Here is a 26,016-nt window from a genome sequence, read left to right as displayed (position 1 = left end):
TGTCACCCGCCGACGAACAAGCCGGCGAGCCACTGCCCGATGGTCTTGCCGGCGTCGGTGGTCACGGCCAGACCGATGATGGCCAGCGCGACGATGACGCCGCCCAGGCGACGCATGACACCGGCGTTGTCGCCCTTGCCGCCGCCGAGCCACAGCAGGAGCAGCGCGACCGTGAGCAGGAGCAGCGGGACGATGTTGCCCAGGATCCACTCACGAAGGTTGCCTGTGCCCGGCGCCTGCTGCTGTTGCTGCGCGAGTGATACCAGGTCGATGGCCATCATTTCGTACTCCAGGGGGCGCGGTCCCGTCCGGGGGTTTGCGCTATCGAGTAGAACACGAGTTCGTCACGAGCGGTGAAGGTCGTTGAGCGGGCTGTAGATCAAAAGGACGTTCCCTCCGGGCCGAATTACGTCTAATCTGGCTCGCACATCATCACTGAGGAGACGCCGGTGGGGAACATCCGGAACAAGATTCTCTCCGTCGCTGGCATAGTTCACCCGACTGCGAACACCCTGGTCACCCACCGTGTACGCGGCGCAAAACCGCAGGATCGTCCGACTAGCTGAGTGCCCTGTTCGGCCGGTTCGCGGACCCGTCGGGACTGCGGCCCGGAGTCACGACTCCGAGGAGATTCGCCGATGCTCGAGCCAGACCCCGTGCCGGACGGAAGTGTGGACGGAATCACAACCTCCCCTAGCGCTCCAGGCACGCCCAAGGGTACCGGGGAGGACCGGCAATCCCGGCGCCGGGTGCAGCGGACGATCAACTTCGACAGCTCCGTGCTGGAGCGCGCACGTGCGGCCGCGACCTACCTCGCCGAGGCGGAACCGGGGGTCGGCATCCGCAGCCTCGTCGACATCGTCAACCCGGCCGTCGACGCCTACGTGGCCGAGCTGGAGCGCAAGTACAACGACGGCAAACCGTTCCCGACGGTTCTGCGCATGCCCTCCGGCCGCCCTTCGCGCCGAGGCTGAACGCGCCGGTGGGGCACCCTCGTCGAGGATGCCCCACCGGCTTTCTGGGGGTTCCGCCAGTTGGTCTGTTACGAGGCGCCCGAGATCCGCCAGTAGACGCCGGAGGAGATGACGTCAGCCGAGACAGCGCCCTTGCCGTGGAAGTAGTCGTTGAAGTTCGCCAGGTTGCCGTTCGAGACGGGGCCCATGGTCGCCCAGATGACGGCGGCGGGCTGCGTGTCGATCGACGCCTGCGCCCACGCGTCGCGGACCTTCATCGGGTTGTTCCACCAGAGGAACGGGCTGCGCAGCATGTAGTGCGCGTACTTCCCGCCGTGGTTGGAGCTGTTGTACGAGACGGTCGTGAAGCTGTTGATCTGGTGCAGGCCGCGGAACGCCTGCGCCCACCGCTGCGCCCAGGTCAGGCCGCCGCTGGTGTCCTGCAGGATCTGGCAGGTGAACAGCGACATCCACTCGACGTCCAGGTTGCCCCACCGCGCGTCGGTGTTGGCGAGCTTGGTGTCGTTGTGGTTGGAGCAGCCGGTGAAGTAGAAGCCGGTCGGCGAGCCGTGGCCCTGCCAGTAGGTCAGGTCGACGTCGTCGGCGTAGTGGCTGTCGTCACCGCCGGGGAACACCGGGTCCTTGAAGTCGCTCTCCCACGCGTTGGCGTCCTTCCAGCTGAACTGGACGGGCACGCCGTGGCCGGTGGCCTCGTTGTTGAACGAGTCGATGTTGGCCGAGGTGTTCGGCAGGCCGGAGCAGTTGCCGGTGCCCTCGCTGCCGACCTCACCGGACTCGACGAGCGGCGAGATCTTCGCGCTGGTGTCGCGCGGCGGCTGGCCGGGGTCGGGTGCGGGCAGGGTCGACCCGACCGCGGCCGGCACCGTGATCGCCTGGGCCTGCGACCCGTCGGCGGTCACGCCCTCGCACCGGAAGCTCGGCAGGAGGCGGTCGACCTTCTCCTCCAGCGGCGGCGCGACGTAGACGTAGGAGACCTTGCCGGGCCGCACGCCGTCGCCGAACACCTTCGCGCAGCGCTCGCGGCCGCGGTCGAGGTCGTAGACGGGCACGCTGCCGGTCTTGGACAGCTCACGCGTGCTGTGCGACAGCCCGGTGACCTGGCCCTGGCCGTCGTAGGCGACGCGCAGCTTGGCGCCTGCGCCCTCCAGCGGGATGCCGTCGAGGCTGAACGAGTAGCTGACGGCCGTGTCGAGCGGCGCGGACAGCGAGGCGCGGCCGTTCGCGTCGACGAGCTCGAACGTGGTGTTGCGGGCGGTCGGCGTGGCGTTGGACGGCAGGAGTCCGGCGCCGCGCAGTGCTTCCTGGACGCGCTTGGTGGCTTCCTCCGCGGGGATCGCCTTCAACCTGCGCAGACCGTCGACGTCGATGGCGGTCTGGACGGTCGGGCCGTCCTCGCCGGGCTTGCCCTCTCCCCTGTCGACGCTCGGGACGTGCAAGTAGCGGTCCTCGTCGGCGAAGGCCACCGCGCCGTACTCGGATCTGTCGACGTCCTTGAGTGCGAACGCTCTTTGCAGGGCTGCGGTCTGCCGGTCGTCGAGACCGGCGCTCTTCACTCCGTACACGGGCAGCTCGGTCTCGGCCGCTGAGGCCTCGACACCGGCCGCACCCGCGGTGATCAGGCCGGACAGGGCCAGCACCGCGGTCAACTTCCTGGACATGCTTCCTCCCTTGGCGACGGCGGGTGCAGGGCCCGCCGTCTTGCCAGGAGGAGCTGTTCCCGGTGACCCGTGATACCGAGCGTGGCGTGCTGGGCCGTCCGGACCACTCGAACAGCCCAATTTCTGTAACGCGGATGCCAGCCCCAGCCACTTACAGGCGGATACCTGGGTACTTGATGCCGGCGCCCGTGTTGAGGACGACGACCTCCTCGCCGTCGGCGATCCAGCCGTCCTTGCGCAGCGTGCGCACCGCGCTGATGGTGGCCGCGCCCTCGGGGCACAGGAACACGCCTTCGAGCCGGGCGGTCTCGGCCTGGTCGGCGAGGATCTGCTCGTCGTCGACCGCCACCGCCGTGCCGCCGGTCTCGCGCAGCGCGTCGAGGATCAGGAAGTCGCCGATCGGCTTGGGCACGGTGATGCCGAACGCGATGGTCCGCGCGTCCTCCCAGAACTCGGCCGTCTCCGCACCCGACTCGAACGCCTTCACGATCGGCGCGCAGCCCGACGACTGCACGGCGACGAGCCGGGGCAGCTCGCCGGTGACCCAGCCCAGCTCCCGCATCTCCAGCAACGCCTTGTGGATGCCGATCAGGCCGACGCCGCCGCCGGTCGGGTAGACGATCACGTCCGGGCTGCGCCAGCCGAGCTGCTCGGCGATCTCGTAGCCCATCGTCTTCTTGCCCTCGATGCGGTACGGCTCCTTCAGCGTGGAGGCGTCGAAGAGGTCCTCGGTCTTCAGCCGTTCCGCGATCACCTTGCCCGCGTCGCTGATCACCCCGTCGACGAGGACGAGCTCGCCGCCGCTGATCTCCACCTCCTCGCGGGTGATCAACGGTGCGTCGCGCGGCATCGCGATCACCGAGCGCATGCCCGCCCGCGCGGCGTACAACGCCCACGCGGCGCCGGCGTTCCCGTTGGTGGGCATGGCGATGCCGCGCACGCCGAGCTCCAGTGCGCGGGCGACGCCGACGGCCGCTCCGCGTGCCTTGAAGGAACCGGTCGGCACGAGGCCCTCGTCCTTCATCAGCAGGGTGATGCCCAGCGACTGCCCGGTGCGGTGGAGGTTCACCAGCGGGGTCATGCCCTCGCCCATGGACACGGCGGCGACGGTGTCCGGATCACGGACCGGCAGCACCTGGTGGTAGCGCCAGAGCGAGTTCGGCCCGTCCGGCTTCTCGACGCCGGCGAGGTCGTAGCGGGCCAGCAACGGCGAGCCGCACGAACAGAGGTTCAGCAGCGTGTCCGCGTCGTGCGTCAGACCGCATCGTGGGCATTCCACATGGGACAGATGACTGAAGGCCATGGCCCCATGCATACAGGCGGATGAGCCGGCATGTAAGCCGGATCCTGTTCATGGGAACGAATTCCCAGTCGGCGGCCATCCATCTCGGCCTGCCGTTGCCGACAGGCTCTAGCGGCCTACCCGCAGGCATCGGGCGGGCAGCCCTCGAACGCCTGCGCAGACACCGAGGTGTCCTCTTGGCCTTGCTCCGGGTGGGGTTTACCTAGCCACCCCTGTCACCAGGGGTGCTGGTGGTCTCTTACACCACCGTTTCACCCTTACCTGGGCGAACCCAGGCGGTCTGTTCTCTGTGGCACTGTCCCGAGGCTCGCGCCTGGTTGCCGTTAACAACCACCCTGCCCTGTGGAGTCCGGACTTTCCTCGACGAGCCCGTGCCCGAAAGCACTGCCTCGCCGCGGCCGCCCTGCCGACTCATCCGCGTCGGACAGGATATCCCAGGCTGTGGACGCCCTTGTCGGTGACCGACCACCGTTGGTTGACTCGACCTCGTGGCCGACGTCCTGATCATCTCCGGTGCGCCTTCGCCGACCGCGGCGACGGGCGTGCTGGTCAGCTGCACGCAGCAGCTGCTGCGCGAGGCCGGTCACGCCGTGCACACGTTGCACGTGCGGGAGCTGCCGACGATCTCCCTGCTCACCGAGGACCTGCGCGACCCGGCGATCGGCAACGCGGTGGGCGGCGTGCTGAAGGCGGACGGGATCGTCGTGGCGAGCCCGGTGTACCGCGCGGCGTACAGCGGACTCGTGAAGTCACTGCTGGACCTGCTGCCGAAGAAGGCGTTGCGCGGGCGCGCGGTGCTGCCGCTGGCGACAGGTGGCAACCAGGGTTTCCTCGTGGCGATGGACTACGCGCTGCACCCGTTGCTGGCGTCGAAGGGCGCGGACCAGGTGGTGCGCGGCGAGTTCGTGCTCGACCGGCACGTCGAGCACGGGGTGCTGTCAGCCGAGGCCACGGCCGCCGTGCGCGGCGCGGCCGAACGGTTCGCGGGCGCCCTGACGACCGTCCGGCTGCGCAAGGCCGGCTAGCGCGGTGCCAAATGATCCAGGAGAGTGCCTGCCCAGGAACGCCACGGTGTCGTCCAGCCAGGCGGCCAGGTAGCGGGACTGGTCGTAGCGCGGCAGGTCGGTGAGGTACCGGGTGCTCCACAGCCGCACGTACCGGTCGAACACGCCGACCTCGACGCCACCGGCCGCCAGATCGCGCCGCCAGTCCTTCAACCGCGCGGACCGGACTTCCTCGTAGTACTCGTCGGACAGCGCGATCCCCGCGCCCACCGCGGGCACGCCGCGCCGTTTCGCCGACCAGTCGTCCCGGTCGGCGACGCACAGCTCGATCCAGCCGTCCAGCGGCTGGGCCCAGGTGCCGTCGTTGGCGAAGAGGACCCAGTAGATGCCGTGGTCCTCGGGGTTCCAGCGGACGTCGGTCTCCGGTCGCAACGACGACAACCGCGCGGTCTCGGACAGCAGCGCGAGCACCTCGCGGTGCGTGTCCCGCGCCGCTCCCAGTGCCGCGATGTGCTTGCCGTCCACCTACAGCTCCCAGTCCCACATGATCTTCTCGCGCATCGGGTCCGTGACCGACCGGCCGATCTCGCTGATCACCGCCAGCGTCGCCGGGTCGAGCCCGATCCGGCCTGCCTCGGCGTTCTGCCTCGCCTGCTCGGCGGTGCGGGCACCGACGACCGCGCACACGCGGGGCCGGTGGAGCAGCCACGCGAGCGCGAGCTGCCCGACCGTGACGCGGTGCTCGGCGGCGATCTCCCGCAGCTGGACGAGTGCGGCCTGGGCTCGCGCGAAGTTCTCGCCGCGGAACAACCGGTTGCCCGCGCGGTTGTCGCCCGGCTCGAACGGCCCCGTCCGGCCGGCCAGCAGGCCCTGCGCGAGCGGCGAGTACGCCATCAGGCACAGGTCTTCAGCCTCGTAGGTGCGCCAGAACAGGGAGAACGGGTTCTGCACGGCGTCGATCCGCGTGACGCCCCGCGCCTGCGCGAGCTGTTCCCGCGAGAAGTTGGACACCCCGATCGCGCGGATCTTGCCCTGGTCCCTGAGCGCCTCCAGTGCCCCGAGCGTCTCCTCGAGCGGCACCACCGGACTGCCGAAAGTGCCCGCGGGCCAATGGATCTGGTAGAGGTCGATGCGGTCCGTGCCGAGGTTGCGCAACGACCGCTCGCACGCCTCGGCGACCTTGGCCGCCGTCAGGTTGCGCCAGGACACCTTGGTCGCGATGACGACGTCGTCCCGCACACCACCCAGCGCCTGGCCCAACAGCCGTTCACTGTGGCCCGCGCCGTACTCCTCGGCCGTGTCGAACGTCGTGACGCCCGCGTCGAACGACGCCCGGTACGCCGCGACCGAGTCCGCGTCGTCGATGCCTGCCCAGTCCTCGCGGCCCGCCTGCCACCCGCCCGCGACGATCGCGCTGGCGGTGAACCCGGCGAGCCGCACCTCACGCATTGAGGTGCGAGGTGTCGTTCACCAGGCGCACCGAGGCGTGCCCGTCCGGGTAGAACTCGGCGGTCGACAGCGACGCCAGGTCGAGGTGCAGCCGGAACAGCAGCGACGGGCCGACGTCGAGCGCCATGCGCAGCAAGGTCTTGATCGGCGTCACGTGGCTGACCACGACGACCGTCGCGCCGCCGTAGCGGGCGATGATCTCGTCGCGCGCCCTGCGGACGCGCCGGTGCACGACGTCGAAGCTCTCGCCGTCCGGCGGGGCGACCGACGTGTCGCCGAGCCACCGGCGGTGGATCTCCGGGTCGCGCTCGCCAGCCTCGGCGAACGTCAGGCCCTCCCACCCGCCGAAGTCCGTCTCGATGAGCCCGTCGTGCGTCACCAGCTCCACGCCGGTGGCGGTCGCCACGGCCTGCGCGGTCTGCTTCGCCCGTGCGAGCGGGGACGACACGATCGCCGCGATGCCCTCCACTTTGGACAGACGCGCGGCCGCCTGCTCGGCCATCCGCTGCCCGGCCTCGGTCAGCGGGTGGTCGCCGCGGCCCGAGTACCGGCGCTCGACGCTCAGCCGGGTCTGCCCGTGCCGCAGGATGAGCAACCGGGTGGGGTCGCCGCTCGCGCCGGTCCACGACTTGGGGCCGGGCTGAGTTTTCGGCTCAGCCGTCTTCGGTTCTGCGCTCTTCGGTTCCGCGGTCTTGGTCTCGCCGTCCATCGCCTCGTTGGCGAGCCGGTCGGCGTGCCGGTTGCGTTCGCGCGGGATCCACTCGTAGTTGACGGACTCGAACCGCTGCGCGACGGTCCGCGCCTCCTGCGCGAGCGGCTGCATCGACGGGTGCTTGATCTTCCAGCGGCCGGACATCTGCTCGACGACGAGCTTGGAGTCCATCCGCACGTCGACAGTGCCTGCACCGAGCTCGGCGGCGGCCCGCAGCCCGGCGATGAGGCCCTGGTACTCGGCGACGTTGTTGGTCGCGACGCCGATGAACCCCTTGCGCTCGGCGAGCGGCTCGCCGGTGCGCGCGTCCTTGACGACGGCGCCGTACCCGGCGGGACCGGGGTTTCCCCGCGACCCGCCGTCAGCCTCGACGACGACCCTCACAGGCCGCTTTCCCCGGTGCGGACCATGATCGCGCCGCACTCCTCGCAGCGGATGACCTCGTCCGCGGCCGCGTCCTTGAGCTTCGAGACGGCGTTGCGGTCCATCTCGATGCGGCACGCGCCGCAGCGGCGGGACCGGATCAGCGCCGCGCCGATGCCGCGCTGGCGCAGCTTGTCGTAGAGCGACAGCAGGTCGTCGGGGAACTGCTTGGCCATCAGCTGCCGGTCGGCGGTGCGCTTCGCCTCGGTGGAGTCGAGGTCGAGGAACGCCTCGTCGCGCCGCTTGGACGCATCCGTCAGGCCCTGCTGCGCCTTGTCCAGCTCGACGCGCGCGTGCTGCACGTCCGCCTCGACGGCCTCGCGGCGTTCCATCAGCTCCAGCAGGTCGTCCTCCAGGACGCCCTGCCTGCGCTCCAGCGTGGCCAGCTCGTGCTCGAGGTCGGTCAGCTGCTTGGCGCCGACGCTGCCGGACTGCATGAGCTTGCGGTCGCGGTCCTCGCGGGCGCGGACCTGCTCGATCTCGGTCTCCTGCCGCTTGTAGTCGCGGTCGAGGTCGCCGAGCGTGGTCTCGATCTGCACGAGCGCGTCCTGCTTCGCTCGCACGAGCTGCTCCGCGTCGGCGATCTCCGCGATCTCGGGCAGCGTCCGGCGGCGGTGGGTCACACGCGCCAGTTCGGCGTCGACCTCGGCGAGGTCGAGCAGCCTGCGCTGGAGTGCGGGATCGGCTTTCACGCATTTCCTCCTGTTCGGCTCGTCGCACCGACGGTCCACGGATCGGTCCGGCGCGTGGAGACGAGTACCTGGACCGTACCGCCGAAGGCCTCGCGCACCACGTCCGCCGCCTGTTCGCACCACGGCCACTCGCTGGCCCAGTGCGCCACGTCGACCAGCGCGGGCCCGCCCGCGGCCAAATGCTCGCTCGCCGGGTGGTGCCGCAGGTCGGCCGTCACGTAGGCGTCGACGCCGGCACGGGTGACGGTCTTGAGGTAGCTGTCGCCCGCGCCGCCGCACACCGCGACCCGCTTGACCGGGCGCTCGGGGTCGCCGGCGGCGCGCACGCCCCACGCGGTTTCGGGCAGCGCGTCCGCGACACGCTGGGTGAAGACGTGCAGCGGCTCGGCCTCGGCCAGCTCGCCGATGCGGCCGATGCCGCGGTTCGACGGGACCTCGACGAACTCGTGCAGCGTGTACCCGGCCTGCTCGTACGGGTGGGCGGCCAGCAGCGCCTCGACGACGGCGGTGCGCTTGGCGCGCGCCAGCACGACCTCGACCCGCGTCACGTCGTGCCTGGTCAGCTCGCCCAGCTCACCGATCACCGGCTGGGCTCCCCCGGTCGGCCGGAACTGCTCGCGCGTCTCGTCGACCCACGCCACGTCGCGGTACTCGCCGACGTCGCCCGCGCCCGCCGCGAACAGCGCGTCGAGCACCTTCTCCGCGGACTCGTGCGGGACCCACGTGGTGAGCGCCAGCAGCGGTTCCTCGGGTGCCGCGGTGAGCGGGCCGGTGATCGTCAGCCCGATGGCCAGCGCGAGCGCGTCCGAGACACCGGGCAGCGCGCTGTCCGCGTTGGTGTGCGCGCAGAACAGGGCCGCGTTGTTGCGGATCAGCTTGTGAACCAGCGCGCCCTTGGGGTCGTTCGCCGGGACACCGTTGACACCCTTGAGGAGCAACGGGTGGTGCGCGATCAGCAGCTGTGCGCCGGTCGTCACCGCTTCGTCCACTGTGGACTCGGTCGGGTCGACGCAGACGAGCACCTTGGTCACCGGTTCTTCGGGGTCACCGCAGACGAGCCCGACCGCGTCCCAGCTCTCGGCCGTCCCCGGCGGGTAGACGGCCTCGAGCGCCGCGATCACGTCGGCCAGCTTGGGGCTCACCGCAGTTCCTCCATCACTACCCGCAGCGCGTCCACGAACACCGCGAACTCCTCAGGAGGCCGGATCGCGACGCGCAGGTGGTTGTCGTCCAGTCCGGGGAAGGTGTCGCAGCGCCGGGCCGCGATGCCCTTGTCCCGCAACGCTTCCCTCGTCCCCTTGGGCACTCTGATCAGCACGAACGGCGCCCGCGGTGGCACGACCACCAGGTCGCCGAGCTGTTCTGCGGCTTGTTCGGCGTGCTCTTGGGCTTCTCGTGCGAGCCGCTCGGTCTCCTCGAGGGCTTCAGGTTCGCAGCACGCGCGGACCGCCGCCAGGGCCAGGCTGTTGACCGGCCACTGTGGACGGTTGTGGCTCAGCTTCGCGAGCGTGTCCTGGTCGCCGAGGAAGTACCCGGCGCGCAGCCCGGCCAGGCCCCAGGTCTTGGTGAGGCTGCGCAGCACGAGGACGTTCTCGTCTCCGGCGAGCGATTCGGGCTCACCGGGGATCGCGTCCATGAAGGCCTCGTCGACGACGAGGTTCTTGATTCGCTTCAGGGTCTGCCTGCTGTGCAGCACGGAAGTGGGGTTCGTCGGGTTGCCGACGACCACGAGGTCGGCTTCCGGCACGTCGCCGAGCCGGTAGTCGCCGCTCAGCAGGTGCCGATGGACCGGGATGCCCGCGTCGCGCAGCGCGGCCTCGGGTTCGGTGAAGGACGGGTGCACCACGACGGCTTTCTTCGGCCGGAGCTTCGGCAGCATCGCGAAGCCCTCGGCGGCGCCGTTGAGGATCAGCACCTCGTCGCGCCCGCGCCCGTGCCGGGCCGCGACGGCCTCTCGCGCGGCGAGGTCGGCGTCCTTGGTGGGGTAGCGCCCCAGGTCGTCGAGCGCGTCGGCCAGCCGGTCGCGCAGCCATTTCGGCGGCCGCGGCACCCGCACGTTCACCGCGAAGTCGGCGAGGCCGGGCGCGGCGTCGGCGTCCCCGTGGTGGCGGAGCGGGTCCTGGCTGGTCACCGGCCGGATTCTAGGCGATCAGCGCGCTCATCAAGTGCAGGTAGGCGGTGGGCAGCTCGCGCAAGATGGCGGCGGCGTCGTTGTCCCGGTCGGGAACGGCTCGCGCGGCCTCGCCCGCCAGCTCCCAGCACCGCTCGACGACCGGTGTCTCGTCGGCGAGCTCGAACATCCGTCCGAACGCCGTGCCGTACGCGGCCATCCGTTCTTCCTCGTCGGCGGCCGCGCAGTGGTTCGCGAGCACGCAGCCGAGCCGGAACAGCTCGGCGACGTCGTGGCGCGGGTGCAGCACCTCGATGAGCGCGGCACTGTTGATCGTCTTGTCGTCGAGTCCTCCGCCCAGCGCGAGCGTGCCGGTGAGGACGATGATGGATCGCAAGCGCTTGCCGCGCCTGCTGACCTCCGGCAGGGCCGACGAGGCGACCAGAGTCCTGATCTCCTCGTCGACCCGCGGCAAGGCCTCAGCTATGGCCGGGAGAGTGAGAACCACGGTGGCGGACACGCGGTCAATCCTCACCTTCCCCCGCTGAGAGGGTGCTGAGATGGGCCCGCTCTCACTGCATGTAGCGGCGCAGCTCCGTGAGGTGGTTGATGAGGTCTTCGAGCTGGAACGAGTCGAGCTGCGCCGACTCACCCGGAGGCGTGCGGAAACACACGCGCCCACGGTCGTTCAGGTAGACCTCGAACGCGCGGCGACGACCGAGGGCGTCGGTGCACCCGATGATCTCGCGCTGCGCGGGCGCGTCGGTACCGGTCTGCATGGCGGCCTCCAGTTCGGTTTGTTCCTACATCTGGGTGAGCGGCCTTCGCGTTACCGTTGGCAGGACAGTGAGCGGGGCCACACCAGCATCCCCCAGCTTTCCGGTGATCGGTGAAGGTCTTCCCGGCCAAGGTGATTCCTTCAGGAGATCGAGACCTTCGGCTGCGCCGTTAGAGTGTCGGCGTGCACGTCTCGTTCATCTGCACCGGCAACATCTGCCGGTCTCCCATGGCGGCGTTGGTGTTCGGAGAACATCTGCGGCGAAACGGGTTGGATTCCGCGGTTCTCGTCACCAGTGCCGGAACCGGCGGCTGGCACGTCGGTGACCAGGCGGATTCCCGTGCCCGCAAGACATTGGCGGACCACGGTTATCCGACGTCGCACGCGGCGGCGCAGATCGGTGACGAGCACCTCGACGCGGATCTGTTCGTGGCTTTGGATTCCGGGCACGCGCGTGCGTTGCGGCGCATGGTTCCCGCCGATCGCGTCCGGTTGTTGCGGTCTTTCGACCCCGATGCTTCGGGAGTTGACGTACCTGATCCGTACTACGGCGATCGGGACGGTTTCGAGGAAGTGCTCGAGATGGTCGAGTCCGCGATGCCGGGAATGCTGGCGTGGGTGCGCGAACGCCTCTGAGGCCGAAGTGGCATTCGGACCATTCCGCGGCCGTCGCCGAGGCGGCGGGACTGCGCTGGCTCACCGTTCCCGGCGGACCGGCCGTTCCGGTGGTGCACGCCCAGGTCGGCGGCTGGGTGGTGATGGACGAGATCGCGCACGGCTCACCGTCCACAGCCGCCGCCGAGGACTTCGGCCGCAGGCTCGCGGCACTGCACCTGACCGGCGCGCCCGCGTTCGGCGCAGCGCCACCCGGCGGTCCGCCGGTCGCCACGATCGGCATGGCCCCGATGGTCAACTCGCCCGCTCCGTCGTGGCCGGAGTGGTTCGCTTCGCAGCGGATCGAGCCCTACCTCCGTGCCGACTTCCCGCAGCCCGGCGTGATCTCGCAGGTCTGCTCGCGGATCACCGAGCTCGCCGGCCCGCCCGAGCCCCCGGCCCGGCTGCACGGCGACCTGTGGAACGGCAACGTCCTGTGGGGCACCGGCGGACGCGTCTGGCTGATCGACCCGGCCGCGCACGGCGGTCACCGCGAGAGCGATCTCGCGATGCTGCGCCTGTTCGGCTGCCCGCACCTGGACCGGATCATCGCCGCCTACCAGGAGATCGCCCCGCTGGCCGACGGCTGGCGCGCCCGCGTCCCGCTGCACCAACTGTTCCCGCTGCTCGTGCACTGCGTGCTGTTCGGCGGCGGCTACTTCGCCGAAACGCTCACCGCCGCGCGCGCGGCGCTGCGAGCATGAGCCCATGGCCTTCACCGAGTGGTTCAACGAGCCCGCCAAGTGGTCGTCCGGCGACGCCCTGACCGTGCACGTCGAGGAGAGCACCGACTTCTGGCACACCACCGGCAACGGCGTGTTCCGGGACAACGGCCACATCTACGGCGATGTCGTGCCCGGCGACTGCACGGTGACGGCGACGTTCAGCGCCACGCTGACCGGCCGGTTCGACCAGGTCGGCGTCGCGCTGCGCATCGACTCGGACAACTGGATCAAGACCGGCGTCGAGCTGGTGGAGGCCGGGCCGCAGGCCAGCGCCGTGGTGACGCGCGGCTTCTCCGACTGGTCCGTGACACCGATCCCGGCGTTCGACCGGATGACGATCAAGGCCGAGCGGCGCGGTGACGCCGTGCACGTCCACTACGGGCTCGACGGCGACGAGCCCACCATCTTCCTGCGCAAGGCCTACTTCCCGCCGGGCGTGCCCGCGCTGGTCGGGATCATGGGTGCCGCGCCGGAGGGGCCGGGGTTCACGGCGACGTTCCACGCCGCCACGCTCGTCACCCCGTAGCACTGTTGCGTTTGCTTCGATTACTGCGGATAATGCGTTTGTCGGGAGGGGATACCGATGAGCACAGCCGCGCTGCAACCGGTACAGCCGGACCACGAGGACGTGGTCGCCGCTGACGCTGCCCTGAGCCGGGTCAAGGCCTACCTCAACAGCCATCCGGAGGGAACCGAAGCTGTCCGGGTCCGGGTCGAGGAGAGCGATGACGAACTGCTGCTGCCGCGTGCCGCGGTGGAGCTGTTCGCGCAGATCCTGGCCTACATGGCCGCTGGTCACGGCGTCTCCGTCGTCCCTGCGGACGCCGAGCTGACGACACAACAGGCAGCGGACCTGTTGAACGTCTCGCGGCCGTACCTGATCGGACTGCTGGAAGCGGACGAGATCGAGTACCGCAAGGTCGGCAAGCATCGCCGGATCAAGGCCGCATCGTTGATCGAGTACATGCGCAACGACGATCAGCGGCGGCGGCAGGCGGCCGACGAACTGTCGGCGCTCACGCAAGAGATGGGCATGGCCTGAGTGAGCTTTGTCGTCATCTACGACGCGAACGTCCTCTACCCGAACACTCTTCGCGACCTGCTGGTGCGGATCGGCGCGCCCGATGCTGACAGCCGTTCGAGACTGCCTGGTCACCGGGTACGAACCGTTGATCCCGGCGTTGGATCTCCCCGATCCTGACGATCGTCACGTCCTGGCAGCCGCGATCAAGGCTCGTGCTCAGGTGATCGTGACGAACAACCGCAAGGACTTCCCCGCGGACTCGCTGCACCGGTGGGACATCGACCCCAAGGACGGCGACGAGTTCGTGCTCGACCAGATCGGCCTCAACGCGAAAGTCGTCTGGAGTTGCGTCCAGCAGATCGCGAACTCCTGGCGTAGGCCACCAGCAACGATCGGCGATGTGCTGACATCACTGGAACGCTGCGGGCTCGTTCAGTCGGTCGCCGAGCTCCGGGCGATGTGAGTCGGCCGGACCTGACGACCCGCTGAGGTGTGACGCACGACCAGCGCATACCGTGAAGAGGTGCGGTTCCGGTTCCTCCTGCAGCCAGGCTGGATCGCGTTGACCCTCGTCGTCTGGGTCTTCGCGACGGCCTGCTTCACCCTCCTCGCCCCGTGGCAGTTCAGCCGCGACGTGGAGCGCGAGACGCAGAACAACGCGATCACGCGGTCGATCCGGAGCGAACCGGTCGCACTCACCGCCGGGCACGGCGAGTGGCAGAAGGTCCGGCTGACCGGCACCTACGCACCGCAGGACGAAGCGCTCGCCCGGCTGCGCACGGTGCAGGGCGAGGCGGCGTTCGAGGTGCTCACGCCGTTCCGCACGACCGACGGCACCACGGTCCTGGTCGACCGCGGCTACGTCCGGCCGGTCAACGGCATCAAGCCGCCGGACTTCCCCGCGCCGCCCAGCGGCGAGGTCACGGTGATCGGCATGGCCCGGCCGAACGAGTCGGACGCGCGGCCCGCGTTCGAGCAGGACGGGCGCCGGCAGGTGTACTCGATCAACACCGAGGCGGTCGGCAAGGGCATCAAGCCCGGCTACTTCCAGATCGTGGAGGACCAGCCGGGCGCGATCAACGCGCTGCCGCTGCCGAAGCTCGACGCGGGACCGTTCTTCTCCTACGCACTCCAGTGGATCGCGTTCGGCGTGATGGCGCTCGGCGGGTGGGCCTACTTCAGCTGGCGCGAGATCCAGCCGGGCGGGGCGCTCACGCAGGAGCGCACGCGCCGCAAGTCGGTCGCCGAGATGCTGGCCGAAGAGGAAGACGCCTACCAGGAGACCAGGCAGAACGGCTGACCCACCGGGTTCAGCGGCGGAAGATCGCCACCAGCGCGGACAGCAGCGCCGCACCGAACCCGACCACGCGCGAGAGCTCCACCGCACGCGTCACGTGACCGGCGTCGGGGTTGCGCCCGTGCCCGAGCACCGGCCGTTCCTCCGCGCCGTGCGAGTACACGGTCCGCCCGCCGAGCCTGATCTCCAGAGCACCGGCGAACGCGGCCTCCACCTGGCCGGCGTTGGGCGACGGGTGCGCGGACGCGTCACGCCGCCACGTCTCCAAGGCCTGCGAAGCCGAGCCTCCGACGACCGGCGCGCCGGCGATGGTCAGCAGAGCGGCGGCACGCGAGGGCAGCAGGTTCGCGACGTCGTCCAGCCGCGCCGACGCCCAGCCGAACCGTCGGTAGCGGGGCGAGCGGTGCCCGACCATCGCGTCCAGGGTGTTCGCGGCGCGGTAGCCCACGAGTCCGGGGACGCCGAACGCGGCGCCCCACAGCAGCGGCGCCACGACCGCGTCCGAGGTGTTCTCCGCCACGGACTCGACGGTCGCCCGCGCCAGTCCGAACGAGTCGAGCCGGGAGGGTTCGCGGCCGCAGAGATGAGGCAGCCGGGCCCGCGCGGCGTCCAGATCGCCCGCGTCCAGCTCACGGCCCATCGCGGTGCCCTCGGCGGCCAGCGACCGCCCGCCGAGCACCGCCCAGGTGGCCAGACCGGTCGTCAGCGCCTGCAGCACCCAGTGCCGCCGCCCCACCCGTTCGAGTGCGACACCAGCGGCAACGGTCCCGCCGACCAGCGCGGCGGAGTACGCGACACCCGCCGCGTGGTGATCGCGGTAGAGACGGCGTTCCAGCGCGGCGGCTGTCCGCCCGAATGCCGCTACCGGGTGAAATCGTTTCGGATCACCCAGCACCGCATCCGCTGCCACGCCCAGCAACAACCCGACCGCGCGCCCCGCGCCCACGCCTGCCTCCCCAGAGTCCGAAGAGACCGTAGCGCCGCGACCGCCGGTCGCCCGCATTAGGGTGGCCGGTCGTGGAGCACAAGAGGCTGAAGCTGTACGCCTATCTGGACGCGCGCGACCACCAGCGCACGTACCTGGCGATCATGCGTCTGTTCACCTCCACGCTCCTGGCCGACCTGTCCGCGGGCGAGGTGGCGGGAGCGCTCGCGGGTGCTGAACGCGAGGGACGGGTGGAGCAGGGCGAGTCCCGCATCGAGAACGTCATCACCCGGCTCAAGCAGCTGGTCGAGTGGGGCAACCTCGTGCAGGGCCGCCGCGAGGTGGTCGCCGCGAGCATCGCCGAGTTCCAGCACGGCAGCGTCCGCTACCAGGTCAGCAAGCTCGCCGTCCGCGTCCAGCGCGACGTCGACGAGCTGCTGCGCGCGCCCGAAGGCGCCCGCGAGGTGGCCCGCGAGCTGCTGCCCGCGATCGAACGCGGCCTCAGCGAACTCGGCGGCAGCCTGTCAGTAGCGCTGCTCAACGAGGGCGAGCGCACCAGGGAGCTGCTGGCCGAACGCGTCACCACGCTGTTCCTCCAGCACGCCGAGCTGGCCGCGACGGTCCGCGACTTCTACGCCTACCTCGGCCAGGTCGTCACGCGGAACCACCTGGCGCCGGACGAGATCGCCGGGTTCCGCAACCTGCTCGTCGAGTACATCCAGCGGGTCGTCGAGGACGTGCTGAAGTACACGCCCGCGATCGCGGAGACGCTGGCCGCGCTGACCAGGGCCCGTCCCGAACTGCTGCGGCTGCTCGGCACCGAGCTGGCGGGCGACGTCGAACGGGCCCGCGGGCGCAGCGAGCACGACTGGCAGGACCTCACCGACTGGTTCGTCGACCGGCCGGGCCGCCCGAGCCAGGTCACCGCGCTGCGCGAAGCCACCGCCCGCGCCATCGGCAGCCTCCTGGCCAGCGTCAAGCGCGCGACGTCCGGCGGCGGCCTGCTCCCGGGACGGCGGGCCGAGCTGCTGAAGCTCGCGAAGTGGTTCGACAGCGGCACCCGCGAGGAGGCGCACGAGCTGTACGCGGCGGCGTTCGGCCTCTACTCGGCGCGCCACCTGTCCCCCGCGCCGGACCACGACAGCGACAACGAGCGCACCGCGTGGCGCGACGGCCCGGTGCACGACGTGACGGTCAGCGTCCGCAGCCGCGGCGACCGCGGCGCGCGCGGCCGGACGTCGCGGATCCTGGACGACCCGATGACCGAGCAGTCGCTGCTGGCCGAAGCCCGCGAGGCGGACGAACGCAGGGCCGCGCACGTCACCGAGCTGACCAGGGCGGCGAAGGACCTGCACGGCACGACGCTGAGCCACGGCGCGCTCGAAGTACTCTGCGAGCTGCTCACGCTCGCGATGGCCCAGCGCGACACCCCGCAGGACTCGGGCGAGGCGAGCGATCCGGTCCGCGGCCTCAAGGTCACGGTCAGCCACGGCACCACGACGAAGATCCAGTCCGCGGCCGGCACCCTCACCCTGCACGACGCGACATTGGCACTGAGCGAATGAACCAACTCGACGAGCTCTCGGACATCGACGCCGCGAACGTGGTGCGCTGCGCGCGCACGTTGCTGCGCAGGCCGTTGCTGCGCACGGACGGCCCGGACGGCGAGCTGCTCACGCTCGTCTACCGGCACCGCGCGGTGCTCCAGGACCTCTTCGCCGGCCTGCTGGGCTACCGGCTGGTCGTCGAACGCCGCTTCGCGCGCCTGTACAAGTCCGGCCCCGGCAACGACGACACCCGTGGCGTGCTGGGTCTGTCGCCGCGCGCGTATGCCTACCTGGCGCTGACGCTGGCCGTGCTGACCGGCACCGGCCGCCAGACGCTGCTGTCACGGCTGGTGGCCGACATCCGCGCCGCCGCGACGGAAGCGGGCATCGACGCGCCGGACGACATCACCGAACGCCGTGCGCTCACCGCCGCGCTGCGCCACCTGGTGTCGCTGGGCGTGGTGCACGAGACCGAGGGCACGGTCGTGCAGGACACCGTGCCGCAGGAAGCGCTGATCACCATCGACACGGACCTGCTCGGCCAGCTCGTCACGGGCCCGGTCGGCGAGGCCGAGTCGCCGGAGCACCTGGTGCGGCTCGCCGCGCGTCCCGGCCCGCGCGGCGTCGAGCACGCGGTGCGCCGCAAGCTCGTCGAGACGCCGCTGGTGCTGTACGCGGACCTGCCGGACGACCAGTCCGAGTGGCTGCGCCGCAACCAGCGCAAGGAAACCGCGTTGCTGGAGCAGTGCTTCGGCCTCTACACCGAGTGCCGGGTCGAGGGCGTGCTGACGTCCGATCCCGAGGACGTCCTCACCGACCTCTACTTCCCCGGCACCTCGACGGTCGCGCGCATCGCGTTGCTCGCACTGCCCGAGCTGGTGGAGCACGAGCACGAAGACGCGCCCGCACGGCATGTCGTTGCCCGGCAACGGATTCGTGAGGCGTGCGCCGTGCTCGTCGAGGACTACCCGGCGGCGTGGTCGAAGCAGTTCACCGACGACCTCGACCGGTTGACCGACGAGGTGACGGAGTTGTTGCGGCGCATGGGACTCGCTGTCCCGTGCGACGACGGCTGGTCGATCAGCGCGGCGGCGCACCGGTGGATCCCGGTGCCGGACGGCGATCCGGAACGGGAAGCCGTGCCGGAACCCGTGGCCGAGGTAGTGCCCAGCTGGTCCCTGTTCGATGAGGAGAACGCGTCATGAGCAGGTGGCGGCTGCACCGCGGCGGCATCGTCAACATCTGGCAGTACACCGAGCAGACGTTCGACTTCTCCGGTGGGCGCGCGATCTTCCAGGGCACCAACGGCTCCGGCAAGTCGCGCACGCTCGAGCTGCTGCTGCCGCTGTGCCTCGACGGCGACCTGCGTCAGCTCGGTTCGAAGGGCTTCGACACGGTCAGCATCCGGCGGCTCATGCTGGACGACTACGACGGCGGCCCGAACCGCATCGGGTACGCGTGGGTGGAGCTCAAGCGCGACGAGGAGTTCCTGACCTGCGGACTCGGCGTGAAGGCGTCCAAGACGTCGCAGGCGATCACGGACTCGTGGCGGTTCGTCACCGGCATGCGGGTCGGCCACGACCTGCAGCTCGCCGGGCCGGACCGGGTGCCGCTGGGGCCCGCGAACCTGCGTGACGTGATCGGCGCGGACTGCGTGTTCGAGGACGCGGCGTTCCGCGCCAAGATCGCGGAGACCGTCTACGGCGTGCCTGCCGCGCGCTACCCGGACCTGCTGCACCTGCAGCGCACGCTGCGCAACCCGGACGTCGGACTGAAGGTGCTGGAAGGCCAGCTGGAGCAGATCCTGTCGGACGCGCTGCCGCCGCTGGACCAGGTCATGATCGAGCAGCTGGCGACGTCGTTCGACGACCTCGAGTCGATCCGCGAGAACATCACGCGACTGTCCTCCGCGGACAGTGCGCTGGGCACGTTCCTCAAGACGTACTCGGACTACGCGTTCGGCGGGCTGCGCTCGTCGGCGGAGAAGCTGGACGCGGCCGAGAAGTCCGTCGCGCGGCTGCGGCGCGAGCAGGCGAAGCTGTCCGGCCAGCTGGACCAGACGCGGTCGGAGCGGGTGTCGTCGGAGCAGTCGCTCGGCGAGCTCGAGACCGGTGAGCAGCAGGCCGAGGAGACCATCGCGGCGCTGAAGGAACTGCCCGCGTTCCGCGATCTGCAGGACCTGAAGACGCGCGAGAACCTGGTGGCGGAGAAGCGTTCCTCCGCGATCGCGGCGCTGGAGATGGCCGCGAAGCAACGGGCGCAGGAGGACGCGGCCGTCGAGGGTGTGCTGCGCCTGTTGCGCCGCCTCGCCGAGGACCTGGGTTCGGCCGCCGAGCTGAGCGAGCCGCTGCGCCAGCACCTGCGTGCCGCGGGCATGGACGACTCGCTCGCGCCCGTCGTGCCGCAGGTGCCGGACGCGTCGGCTTCCGTTGTCACGGCATCGGTGCGCGCCAAGCCGGACCCCGAGTCCGAGCCCCTGCCGATCGAACGGCGCGTACCGCCCGCCGCCGCGACCGAGGACGTCGTCACCGCGTTGGGCAAGGCATCCGACGCCACGACCTCCATCGCCTCCCTTGCGCGGCAACGGGGTGCGTTGGCCTTGGCGTTGCACCAGCAGGCGCTGGAGCTGGACGCGCAGCAGCTGTCCGTGGACTCGTTGCGGCAGAAGGCACGCGACTCGCAGCTCGCCGCGACCGAGTCGACCGCGCTGCGCAACCAGGAGGTGCAGGAGCTCGCGTCACTGACCTCCGCGTGGCTCTCGAGCGTCGAGACGTGGTGCGGTGCGGGCCCGCTGGCCGGTGAACGGCCGGAGCAGGAGTTCGCACTGCCGTCGGTGATCGACCCGGCAGGCGCGCGGGCGTTGACCGGCATGGCCCGCGAGTGGACGGGCCCGCTGGTGCAGGCCGCCCGCGACGCCGCGCACGCGTTCTCCCAGCAGCGCACCGAGCTCCGCACGCGCATCGACGAGCTGGACGCCGAGCTGGCCGGCCTGCGCTCCGGTGACGAGCGCGTCCCCGAGCCGGGCAAGTACGTTGCGGCACAACGGGATTCTGCCAGCGGCGCACCCTTCTACCGGTTGGTGGACTTCACTTCATCGCTGAGCGACTCCGAACGAGCCGGGCTGGAGGCGGCGTTGCAGGCGAGCGGCCTGCTCGACGCGTGGGTCACCGAGGGCTCGTGCGACGGCTACGTCGTCGCGACCTCGCGGCCCGCAGTCGCCGGTCGTTCGCTGGCCGACGTGCTCGTGCCGGCGGTGGAGGGGTCGCCGGTGGCCGAGGAGCTGGTGGCAGAGCTGCTGGCCGCGGTGGCGCTCGACGACGACAACGCGCTGGTGCTGTCGGTTGACGGCGGCTGGCGTGCGGGTGTGCTCACCGGGCGGTGGAGCAAGCCGGAAGCCGAGTTCATCGGCGCCGGTGCGCGCGAGGCGGCACGGCAGCGCCGGATCTCGGACCTCGAGGACCAGCTGGCGTCGTTGCGCGCCGAACTCGGTGTGGCTGAAGAGGAACTGGCCGGCGCGCACGAGCAGGTCGCTGCCTGGGAGTCGCACCTGGCGGAGTTCCCCGCCGATGGCGAGCTGATCGCGAAGCACAGCCGCGTGCAGTCGGCGGAGGAGTCGGCCGAACGCGCGCAACAGCGCACCCAGGAGCTCCGCGCCGAGCTGGACACGGCCGCGACGCGCGTGGAAGCCGCGCGCGGCGAGCTGGTGAAGCAGGCCGGTGACGCGGGCCTGCCCGCCGACTCGGACGGCCTGCGGCACGCCCAGTCGGCGGCCGCCGAGGCGCAGCGCATCGCGGACCGGCTCGGTGACGCGATGCGGAAGCGTTGCCAGGGCACGATCTCCGACCTGACCGACGCCGCGCACCGCTACCACGAGTCCGTGCAGGACCGCGAGACCGCCGAGTCGGACGCGGACGCGCGGTGCGTCGACTACGCGGCCCAGGCGAGCACGCTGGCGGAGCTGACCGACGCGATCGGCGGCGAGGCGCGCGAGATCGCCGGACAGCTGACGTCGCTGGAGTCGCAGCGCAAGCAGATGCGCACGGACCTGAAGACCGTGCGCGAGCAGGTCACCGCGGCCCGCGAACAGGCCGCGAAGCTGGAAGCGTTGCTGGAGACCAACTCCGAGCAGGTCACCGAGGCCGAGGACGCCGAGGTCCGTGCGGTGTCGCAGTTCGACGCGACCGTGCGCGCACCGGGCCTGCTCGTCGCCGCACTGCCCGAGGTGGACGGTGACCACGCCGCGGTGCGCGCCGCGATCACGGAGGCGGGCGACCGGCGCGGTGCGGGTGAGGCGACGGTGATCAGCAAGCTGCAGGCGTTGCAGACGTCGTTGTCCGGCAGCCACGACATCGCCGCCGAGCAGCACGCGGGCCTGCTGACCGTGACGGTGACCGGCGAGGAGGGCGCGCGCCCGGTCGCGGTCGCCGCCCGCCAGGTGACGACGAAACTGGCCGAGCAGCGCGGTTTCCTCGACGAGCAGTACCAGAGCATCTTCGCCGACTACCTGATCCGCGACCTGGCCGAGTGGCTGCGCGGCCAGATCTCGGTGGCCGAGGACCTGACGAAGCGGATGAACGAGGTGCTGTCCCAGGCGCGGTCGAGCCAGGGCGTGCACGTGAAGCTGTCCTGGAAGTCGAGCTCGGCGCTGGACGACGAGACGCGCCAGGCGCTCGCACTGGTGCGCCTGCCGTTCGGTGAACGCACGCCCGAGCAGGACGCGACCTTGCGCCGCGTGTTCACCGAACGCATCGAGGCCGAGCGCGACACGCACACCGGCGGCTACGCCGAGATCCTCTCTCGCGCGCTGGACTACCGCACGTGGCACCAGTTCACGGTGACCGTCGCCGACACCGGCCCGGACGGCAACCCGCGCGAACGGCGCCTGCGCCAGCTGTCGTCCGGCGAGACCCGCCTGATCTCGTACGTGACCCTGTTCGCCGCGGCGGCCAGCTTCTACGACGCGGTGTCCGGCGAGTTCGACCCGCTGCGCCTGGTGCTGCTGGACGAGGCGTTCGAACGCCTCGACGACCCGACGATCGCCCGCATGCTCGGCCTGCTCGTCGACCTGGACATGGACTGGGTGATCACCTGGCCGTCCGGGTGGGGCGTGTCGGACAAGATTCCGCGCATGCACATCTACGACGTGCTGCGGCCCAAGAACGGGCGCGGGGTGGCGTGCACGCAGACCACGTGGGACGGGGCGGCGCTGGACCGGGTCGATCCGTGATCAGCAGGGGTCGAGCACGTACGGGTCCGGCTTGTACCCGGCCGGGCTGAGCTCGCCGAAGTTCGTGCGGAAGAACTCCTCCCACGCCCCGCTCGTCATGAACGTGCGGAGCTTCTCGCTGAGCTGCCTGCACAACGCGACGTCACCCTTGGGCAGCCCGATGCCGTAGCGCTCCTTGGCGCCGAAGACGAGGTTCGGCACCACGGCGACCCGCGCCGCGTCCTTCCTGGCGAACCCGTAGAGCATCAGCTGGTCGGTGGAGAAGGCGTCCACCTGACCGGCGACCAGCTTGTCGACGCACTCCTGCGAGCCGGTGACCTCGACGATCGTGATCCGGCCCTGCTGCGCCTGGGACAGCTGCGCCAGCGACGTGCTGCCCCGCGGCGCGCACACCGTCTTGCCGCTGAGGTCGTTGACGACGGCGATCCGCTTGTCGTCGGCGCGGATCAGCACGCCCTGCTGGGTCTCCAGGTAGGGGCCCGCGAACGAGATCGACTTGCGGCGCTCGTCGGTGATGGAGAAACCGGCCACCACGATGCCGACCTTCTTGTCCACCAACGCGTTCACCCGGTCCTTGATCGGCAGGTCGACCTCGACCGGGGTGAACTCGGGGCTCTCGTTGGCCAGCCAGCGGTACAGGTCGACGTCGAACCCGGACCGCACGTGCGCGCTCGCGTCGAAGCTGCCGACACCGGGGAGGTCCGTGGACACGCCGACGTTGAGCGGCGGCGCGGCGGCTGCTTCGCGCGTGGTCGGCGCCGACGCGGCGGTGGTCGGTGTTCTGCCCTGGGAGCCGCACGCGGCGAGCAGCGCCGCGGCCAGCAGGACAGCGAGAAGGCGAAGCATGGCGACAGCTCTTCCTAGTTGTAGAGAACGGCTTCGGTGAGGCTCAGGTCGACCTCGCAGGCCGGGTCCTGCATGTCGAGCACGACCAGCACCTTCGCTTCGCGAGCGACGCCGTCGAGGTCCATCGTGATCTCCTGCTGCGGCAGCACACCCGTCTGCTGCTGGGTCCGCCTGCCGTCGATCGTCAACGCGATCTTCAGCCGCGCGGAGCCGACGCAGTCCCCGACCGCCGTCGGGTTGGTCAGTGCGGGCACGAACGCGAAGTACCTGCGATCCGGCGGGTCGCCGGGGATGTGGATCGCCGCCTCGACACCGACCTTCATCCGGGCGCCGTCGGTGATCTGCGCACGGTCGGTCACCGGGATGTCCGACTTGACGAAGATCCAGAAGTAGCCGGCGACACCGGCGAGCGCGGTCGTGAGCAGTGCCGCCGAGACCCACATCCAGCGGGGCCGGTGGACCTTCGCGTGCCGCTCGGGCCGCCTGCGCTCCCTGACGTTGAACGAGAAGCTGAGCGCGGTGACGAGCAACGACAGCGCACCCAGTGAGGTGGACAGGATGTCGGCGAGCTCACCGCCCTTGGACCCCATGGTGATCAGCCACGCGGTGAGGAACGAGACTCCGGCGATGCAAGCGAGAACGATGGTGGCGACGAGTCCGGACCGCAAGATCACTCCCCCTGGCCTTGCTTCAAGATCGATTGCGTGACCCCCGTCACACGCGATTGTAGACAAGCCCGTTCGCGGCCGAACGAGAATCCATAACCTATTTTGATGGCGTGACAAATCCGTACCACCGCCCTGAACTGGCCAAATTGTGGCAACTCGCGCGCGAGACGCTCGAGGGCGGCGGGCGCTCGGCGTTCAGCATCCGCGTCGAGGACGCGGCGACCGCCGAGGCGCTGGGCGAGGTGCTGCGCAAGCCCGTCGCGCACCCGGCGCGCAGGCAGATCTCGTTGGCGCGCCTGGACGAACACCTGCGCGCCGCCGGGACCACGCTGGTCGGCGTGCTGGAGTCCGTGCACGGCAGGCCGGTCGGCATGACGGCCGAGCAGGAGGCGCCGACGGCGGACGCGGTGCTGCGGTTCGCGTTGCGCGAGCACAGGCTGGACGCGCGGCCGTGGGCGGCGGCGTGGATCGAGCAGGTGCGCCGCTACGGCAAGATCCCCCAGCCGGCGCTGCCGATGCTCGCGACGCGCGCCGCCGAGGTGCTCAGCCGCATGGCGCTCGACGCACCACCGCGCGCGTGGGTGTCACGGCACTCGTTGGCGGGCAACGACCTCGACGACGGACGACCGCTGGCGCGGATCGTCCTGCGCGCGGCCGCGCTCGCGCACGGCGTGGACGTACCGCGTGATCCGCGCACCCTGTGGGAGCGCTGCGGCGTGCTGCGGGACGGACTCGCCGACCCGGTGCTGACGACCAACGGCCACCTCACGCTGGACAGCGCACCCGAGTTCGCCGAGATCACCGTGTGCCGCAGCCCGCGCCTGCTGGAGTCCGGTTTCCCCGGCCCGCTGCTGGTGCTCGACCACGGGCTCACTGCACAGGCGCGGCACCACCTCGCGCGCCTGGCCGACCGGGGCACGCGCATCCGCTGCCACGGCGACTTCACCGCGGACGGCATCAGGCTGGTCGACGACGTGCTGGCGTGGACCGGCGGCACGGCATGGCGAATGTCCGCGACCGACTACCGCGACGCGGTCGCCGCGCTGCTCACGCAGGGCGTCGAGCTGCCGACGCTGACCACGCCGCCGCCCGCCGCGTCGTGGGACGCCCAGCTCGCCGGGACCATGGCGGCGACCGGGCTCCAGGTCACCGAGGAGCACGTCCTCACGACGCTCACCTGAGCGCGTTCACCAACGCCGACCGCGCCCGGCTCAGGCCCACAGCAGCCGGGTGAGCCGCCGCACACCGGGGTGGTCCATGACGGTGGGGCTGCCGGGATACGCGCTGGGCGGCACGCCGTACAGCGCGGAGAACCGGTGCGAGAAGTGGCTGACGTCGGCGAACCCGCACTGCCGCGCCACCGCGTCGACGGTCATGTCCGTGCGGGTCAGCAGGGTCTCCGCCCGCGAGCACCGCACCTGCTCCAGCGCGGCCGCCACGCTCACCCCGAACTCCTGCCTGCACAGCCGGTTCAGGTAGCCGCGGGTCACCGCCGCCGCAGCGGCCAGCTCCCGCACGTCGACCCGGCGCAGCGGCAACTCGGCCCACGTGCGGCGCAGGTGCTCGACGGCGTGGACGAGCGGCCCGGTGACCGGCGGCTCCGGCGGGTCCGCCAGCACGACCGACACCAGGTAGCGCAGGGTCTCGTCGACCTGGAGGCCGGTGAGCAGGTACGCGCACAGCCCGCCGATCGGGTTGTCACCCGTCATCCGCGCGAACACCGGTGCCGCAACGGTTCCGTCCACGTACGAAGGTCCGAAGTGGACGTAACCGTGCCTGCTCGGGCGGGCGGGGTCCCAGTCGAAGCCGTGCTCGAAGCCGGGCGGGATCAGCAGCAGCACACCGGGAACGAGCGGCGTCGTGCCGTCCGGCGTGACGAACGTCGCGCGGCCGCGCAGCATCCAGACGAGCTCGTAGTCGTCGATCACCCGCGTCGGCATCCGGGCGCCCGCCGGGTAGTCGGCGACCGCTGGTGTACATCCGGACAACGGTCAGCACCT

Annotated in this window: 27 protein-coding genes and 1 other RNA gene; 12 read left to right on the top strand and 16 right to left on the bottom strand. The window is 70.7% G+C overall.

From position 1 onward, the window contains the following. Nucleotides 1-2 precede the first annotated feature (2 nt). Nucleotides 3-281 (bottom strand): hypothetical protein, encoded by a 279-nt coding sequence (locus FKR81_RS25075; RefSeq protein ID WP_146354986.1) that lies wholly within the window; start codon nt 279-281, stop codon nt 3-5. A gap of 468 nt (nt 282-749) precedes the next feature. On the opposite strand from FKR81_RS25075, the gene FKR81_RS25070 reads away from it, so the two are divergent. Next, nucleotides 750-974, top strand: a complete 225-nt coding sequence (locus FKR81_RS25070) for a ParB family protein (protein ID WP_235921751.1) — start codon at nt 750-752, stop codon at nt 972-974. 68 nt (nt 975-1,042) lie between these two features. Here FKR81_RS25070 and FKR81_RS25065 read toward each other — a convergent pair whose 3' ends face one another. The 3 genes from FKR81_RS25065 to rnpB all read right to left on the bottom strand — a co-directional run bounded on the left by FKR81_RS25065 (nt 1,043) and on the right by rnpB (nt 4,349). Continuing rightward, nucleotides 1,043-2,632, bottom strand: a complete 1,590-nt coding sequence (locus FKR81_RS25065) for a DUF6345 domain-containing protein (protein ID WP_146354982.1) — start codon at nt 2,630-2,632, stop codon at nt 1,043-1,045. A gap of 151 nt (nt 2,633-2,783) precedes the next feature. Continuing rightward, complete coding sequence (locus FKR81_RS25060) at nt 2,784-3,935, bottom strand: threonine synthase (RefSeq protein ID WP_146354980.1); 1,152 nt, start codon at nt 3,933-3,935, stop codon at nt 2,784-2,786. A gap of 17 nt (nt 3,936-3,952) precedes the next feature. After that, an RNA gene (gene rnpB, locus FKR81_RS25055) (RNase P RNA component class A) lies at nt 3,953-4,349 on the bottom strand. A 74-nt stretch (nt 4,350-4,423) separates the two neighbouring features. Between rnpB and FKR81_RS25050 the strand changes: the two genes are divergently transcribed. Continuing rightward, the gene (locus FKR81_RS25050; RefSeq protein WP_146354978.1) at nt 4,424-4,960 is read left to right on the top strand and encodes an NAD(P)H-dependent oxidoreductase; all 537 of its coding nucleotides are present in this window, start codon (nt 4,424-4,426) and stop codon (nt 4,958-4,960) included. Here the strand turns inward: FKR81_RS25050 and FKR81_RS25045 are convergent. The 8 genes from FKR81_RS25045 to FKR81_RS25015 are packed head-to-tail and all read right to left on the bottom strand — an operon-like array spanning nt 4,874 to nt 11,104. Further along, on the bottom strand, nt 4,874-5,464 hold the full coding sequence (locus FKR81_RS25045) for a hypothetical protein (RefSeq protein ID WP_146354976.1): 591 nt from the start codon (nt 5,462-5,464) through the stop codon (nt 4,874-4,876). The two genes, FKR81_RS25050 and FKR81_RS25045, sit on opposite strands and share 87 nt — an antisense overlap. Then, the gene (locus FKR81_RS25040) at nt 5,465-6,388 is read right to left on the bottom strand and encodes an aldo/keto reductase (protein ID WP_146354974.1); all 924 of its coding nucleotides are present in this window, start codon (nt 6,386-6,388) and stop codon (nt 5,465-5,467) included. Continuing rightward, a complete protein-coding gene (locus FKR81_RS45180; RefSeq protein WP_235921750.1) occupies nt 6,381-7,484 on the bottom strand; it encodes a bifunctional RNase H/acid phosphatase in 1,104 nt (367 codons plus the stop codon). Before FKR81_RS45180 ends, FKR81_RS25040 begins: the two co-directional genes overlap by 8 nt. Next, nucleotides 7,481-8,215: a zinc ribbon domain-containing protein gene (locus FKR81_RS45175; protein WP_235921749.1), complete on the bottom strand. Its 735-nt coding sequence runs from the start codon at nt 8,213-8,215 to the stop codon at nt 7,481-7,483. Before FKR81_RS45175 ends, FKR81_RS45180 begins: the two co-directional genes overlap by 4 nt. Beyond that, nucleotides 8,212-9,357, bottom strand: a complete 1,146-nt coding sequence (locus tag FKR81_RS25030; protein ID WP_146354972.1) for a Nif3-like dinuclear metal center hexameric protein — start codon at nt 9,355-9,357, stop codon at nt 8,212-8,214. The genes FKR81_RS45175 and FKR81_RS25030 overlap by 4 nt, the downstream gene beginning before the upstream one ends. Continuing rightward, nucleotides 9,354-10,346, bottom strand: a complete 993-nt coding sequence (cobC, locus tag FKR81_RS25025) for an Rv2231c family pyridoxal phosphate-dependent protein CobC (protein WP_146354970.1) — start codon at nt 10,344-10,346, stop codon at nt 9,354-9,356. Before cobC ends, FKR81_RS25030 begins: the two co-directional genes overlap by 4 nt. A gap of 10 nt (nt 10,347-10,356) precedes the next feature. Next, nucleotides 10,357-10,845 carry a hypothetical protein gene (locus FKR81_RS25020; protein ID WP_146354968.1) on the bottom strand — a complete coding sequence of 163 codons (489 nt, stop codon included), beginning with the start codon at nt 10,843-10,845 and terminating at the stop codon, nt 10,357-10,359. 52 nt (nt 10,846-10,897) lie between these two features. Next, on the bottom strand, nt 10,898-11,104 hold the full coding sequence (locus tag FKR81_RS25015) for a hypothetical protein (RefSeq protein WP_146354966.1): 207 nt from the start codon (nt 11,102-11,104) through the stop codon (nt 10,898-10,900). A 182-nt stretch (nt 11,105-11,286) separates the two neighbouring features. Here FKR81_RS25015 and FKR81_RS25010 point away from each other — a divergent pair, with 182 nt between their 5' ends. From FKR81_RS25010 to FKR81_RS24985, 6 genes are all read left to right on the top strand, one after another. Beyond that, on the top strand, nt 11,287-11,739 hold the full coding sequence (locus FKR81_RS25010) for a low molecular weight protein-tyrosine-phosphatase (protein WP_146354964.1): 453 nt from the start codon (nt 11,287-11,289) through the stop codon (nt 11,737-11,739). Continuing rightward, nucleotides 11,718-12,461: a fructosamine kinase family protein gene (locus FKR81_RS25005; protein ID WP_146354962.1), complete on the top strand. Its 744-nt coding sequence runs from the start codon at nt 11,718-11,720 to the stop codon at nt 12,459-12,461. Before FKR81_RS25010 ends, FKR81_RS25005 begins: the two co-directional genes overlap by 22 nt. A 4-nt stretch (nt 12,462-12,465) precedes the next feature. Further along, a complete protein-coding gene (locus FKR81_RS25000; protein ID WP_146354959.1) occupies nt 12,466-13,008 on the top strand; it encodes a DUF1349 domain-containing protein in 543 nt (180 codons plus the stop codon). 57 nt (nt 13,009-13,065) lie between these two features. Continuing rightward, nucleotides 13,066-13,524, top strand: a complete 459-nt coding sequence (locus FKR81_RS24995) for a helix-turn-helix domain-containing protein (protein ID WP_146354957.1) — start codon at nt 13,066-13,068, stop codon at nt 13,522-13,524. Between the two features lie 82 nt (nt 13,525-13,606). Beyond that, complete coding sequence (locus FKR81_RS24990; protein WP_235921748.1) at nt 13,607-13,969, top strand: PIN domain-containing protein; 363 nt, start codon at nt 13,607-13,609, stop codon at nt 13,967-13,969. 60 nt (nt 13,970-14,029) lie between these two features. Beyond that, nucleotides 14,030-14,806: an SURF1 family cytochrome oxidase biogenesis protein gene (locus FKR81_RS24985; protein WP_146354955.1), complete on the top strand. Its 777-nt coding sequence runs from the start codon at nt 14,030-14,032 to the stop codon at nt 14,804-14,806. Nucleotides 14,807-14,816: 10 nt separating this feature from the next. On the opposite strand, the gene FKR81_RS24980 is transcribed toward FKR81_RS24985, so the two are convergent. Continuing rightward, nucleotides 14,817-15,749, bottom strand: coding sequence for a cobalamin biosynthesis protein (locus FKR81_RS24980; protein ID WP_146354953.1), 933 nt, complete (start codon nt 15,747-15,749; stop codon nt 14,817-14,819). Nucleotides 15,750-15,820: 71 nt separating this feature from the next. Here FKR81_RS24980 and FKR81_RS24975 point away from each other — a divergent pair, with 71 nt between their 5' ends. From FKR81_RS24975 to FKR81_RS24965, 3 genes are read left to right on the top strand one after another with little or no spacing between them, the layout of a single operon-like run. Further along, nucleotides 15,821-17,293, top strand: a complete 1,473-nt coding sequence (locus tag FKR81_RS24975; RefSeq protein ID WP_146354951.1) for a DUF2397 domain-containing protein — start codon at nt 15,821-15,823, stop codon at nt 17,291-17,293. Continuing rightward, nucleotides 17,290-18,480 (top strand): TIGR02678 family protein, encoded by a 1,191-nt coding sequence (locus tag FKR81_RS24970; protein WP_146354949.1) that lies wholly within the window; start codon nt 17,290-17,292, stop codon nt 18,478-18,480. Before FKR81_RS24975 ends, FKR81_RS24970 begins: the two co-directional genes overlap by 4 nt. Continuing rightward, complete coding sequence (locus FKR81_RS24965) at nt 18,477-22,502, top strand: TIGR02680 family protein (RefSeq protein ID WP_146354947.1); 4,026 nt, start codon at nt 18,477-18,479, stop codon at nt 22,500-22,502. The genes FKR81_RS24970 and FKR81_RS24965 overlap by 4 nt, the downstream gene beginning before the upstream one ends. On the opposite strand, the gene FKR81_RS24960 is transcribed toward FKR81_RS24965, so the two are convergent. Continuing rightward, entirely contained in the window at nt 22,503-23,348 is an 846-nt protein-coding gene (locus FKR81_RS24960) for a transporter substrate-binding domain-containing protein (RefSeq protein ID WP_146354945.1), read from the bottom strand. Nucleotides 23,349-23,362: 14 nt separating this feature from the next. Next, the gene (locus FKR81_RS24955) at nt 23,363-24,016 is read right to left on the bottom strand and encodes a hypothetical protein (protein ID WP_146354943.1); all 654 of its coding nucleotides are present in this window, start codon (nt 24,014-24,016) and stop codon (nt 23,363-23,365) included. A gap of 110 nt (nt 24,017-24,126) precedes the next feature. Here FKR81_RS24955 and FKR81_RS24950 point away from each other — a divergent pair, with 110 nt between their 5' ends. Beyond that, a complete protein-coding gene (locus FKR81_RS24950; RefSeq protein ID WP_146354941.1) occupies nt 24,127-25,197 on the top strand; it encodes a TIGR02679 domain-containing protein in 1,071 nt (356 codons plus the stop codon). Between the two features lie 30 nt (nt 25,198-25,227). Here FKR81_RS24950 and FKR81_RS24945 read toward each other — a convergent pair whose 3' ends face one another. Next, nucleotides 25,228-26,004, bottom strand: coding sequence for a helix-turn-helix domain-containing protein (locus FKR81_RS24945; protein WP_146354939.1), 777 nt, complete (start codon nt 26,002-26,004; stop codon nt 25,228-25,230). Nucleotides 26,005-26,016 lie beyond the last annotated feature (12 nt).

Origin of the sequence: Lentzea tibetensis, from assembly GCF_007845675.1 — a bacterium.
Taxonomy (GTDB): domain Bacteria; phylum Actinomycetota; class Actinomycetes; order Mycobacteriales; family Pseudonocardiaceae; genus Lentzea; species Lentzea tibetensis.
The sequence above is the reverse complement of the archived record's forward strand: the minus strand, read 5'-3'. Positions and strand labels throughout refer to the sequence as shown.

Excerpts from the sequence above, each read along its gene's own strand:
- FKR81_RS25015 (WP_146354966.1), bottom strand. The coding sequence starts at position 11,104 with ATGCAGACCGGTACCGACGCGCCCGCGCAGCGCGAGATCATCGGGTGC.
- FKR81_RS25040 (WP_146354974.1), bottom strand. The coding sequence starts at position 6,388 with ATGCGTGAGGTGCGGCTCGCCGGGTTCACCGCCAGCGCGATCGTCGCG.
- FKR81_RS24965 (WP_146354947.1), top strand. The coding sequence starts at position 18,477 with ATGAGCAGGTGGCGGCTGCACCGCGGCGGCATCGTCAACATCTGGCAG.
- FKR81_RS24995 (WP_146354957.1), top strand. The coding sequence starts at position 13,066 with ATGAGCACAGCCGCGCTGCAACCGGTACAGCCGGACCACGAGGACGTG.
- FKR81_RS25000 (WP_146354959.1), top strand. The coding sequence starts at position 12,466 with ATGGCCTTCACCGAGTGGTTCAACGAGCCCGCCAAGTGGTCGTCCGGC.
- FKR81_RS24960 (WP_146354945.1), bottom strand. The coding sequence starts at position 23,348 with ATGCTTCGCCTTCTCGCTGTCCTGCTGGCCGCGGCGCTGCTCGCCGCG.
- FKR81_RS24970 (WP_146354949.1), top strand. The coding sequence starts at position 17,290 with ATGAACCAACTCGACGAGCTCTCGGACATCGACGCCGCGAACGTGGTG.
- FKR81_RS25075 (WP_146354986.1), bottom strand. The coding sequence starts at position 281 with ATGATGGCCATCGACCTGGTATCACTCGCGCAGCAACAGCAGCAGGCG.
- FKR81_RS24990 (WP_235921748.1), top strand. The coding sequence starts at position 13,607 with ATGCTGACAGCCGTTCGAGACTGCCTGGTCACCGGGTACGAACCGTTG.
- FKR81_RS25065 (WP_146354982.1), bottom strand. The coding sequence starts at position 2,632 with ATGTCCAGGAAGTTGACCGCGGTGCTGGCCCTGTCCGGCCTGATCACC.
- FKR81_RS25060 (WP_146354980.1), bottom strand. The coding sequence starts at position 3,935 with ATGGCCTTCAGTCATCTGTCCCATGTGGAATGCCCACGATGCGGTCTG.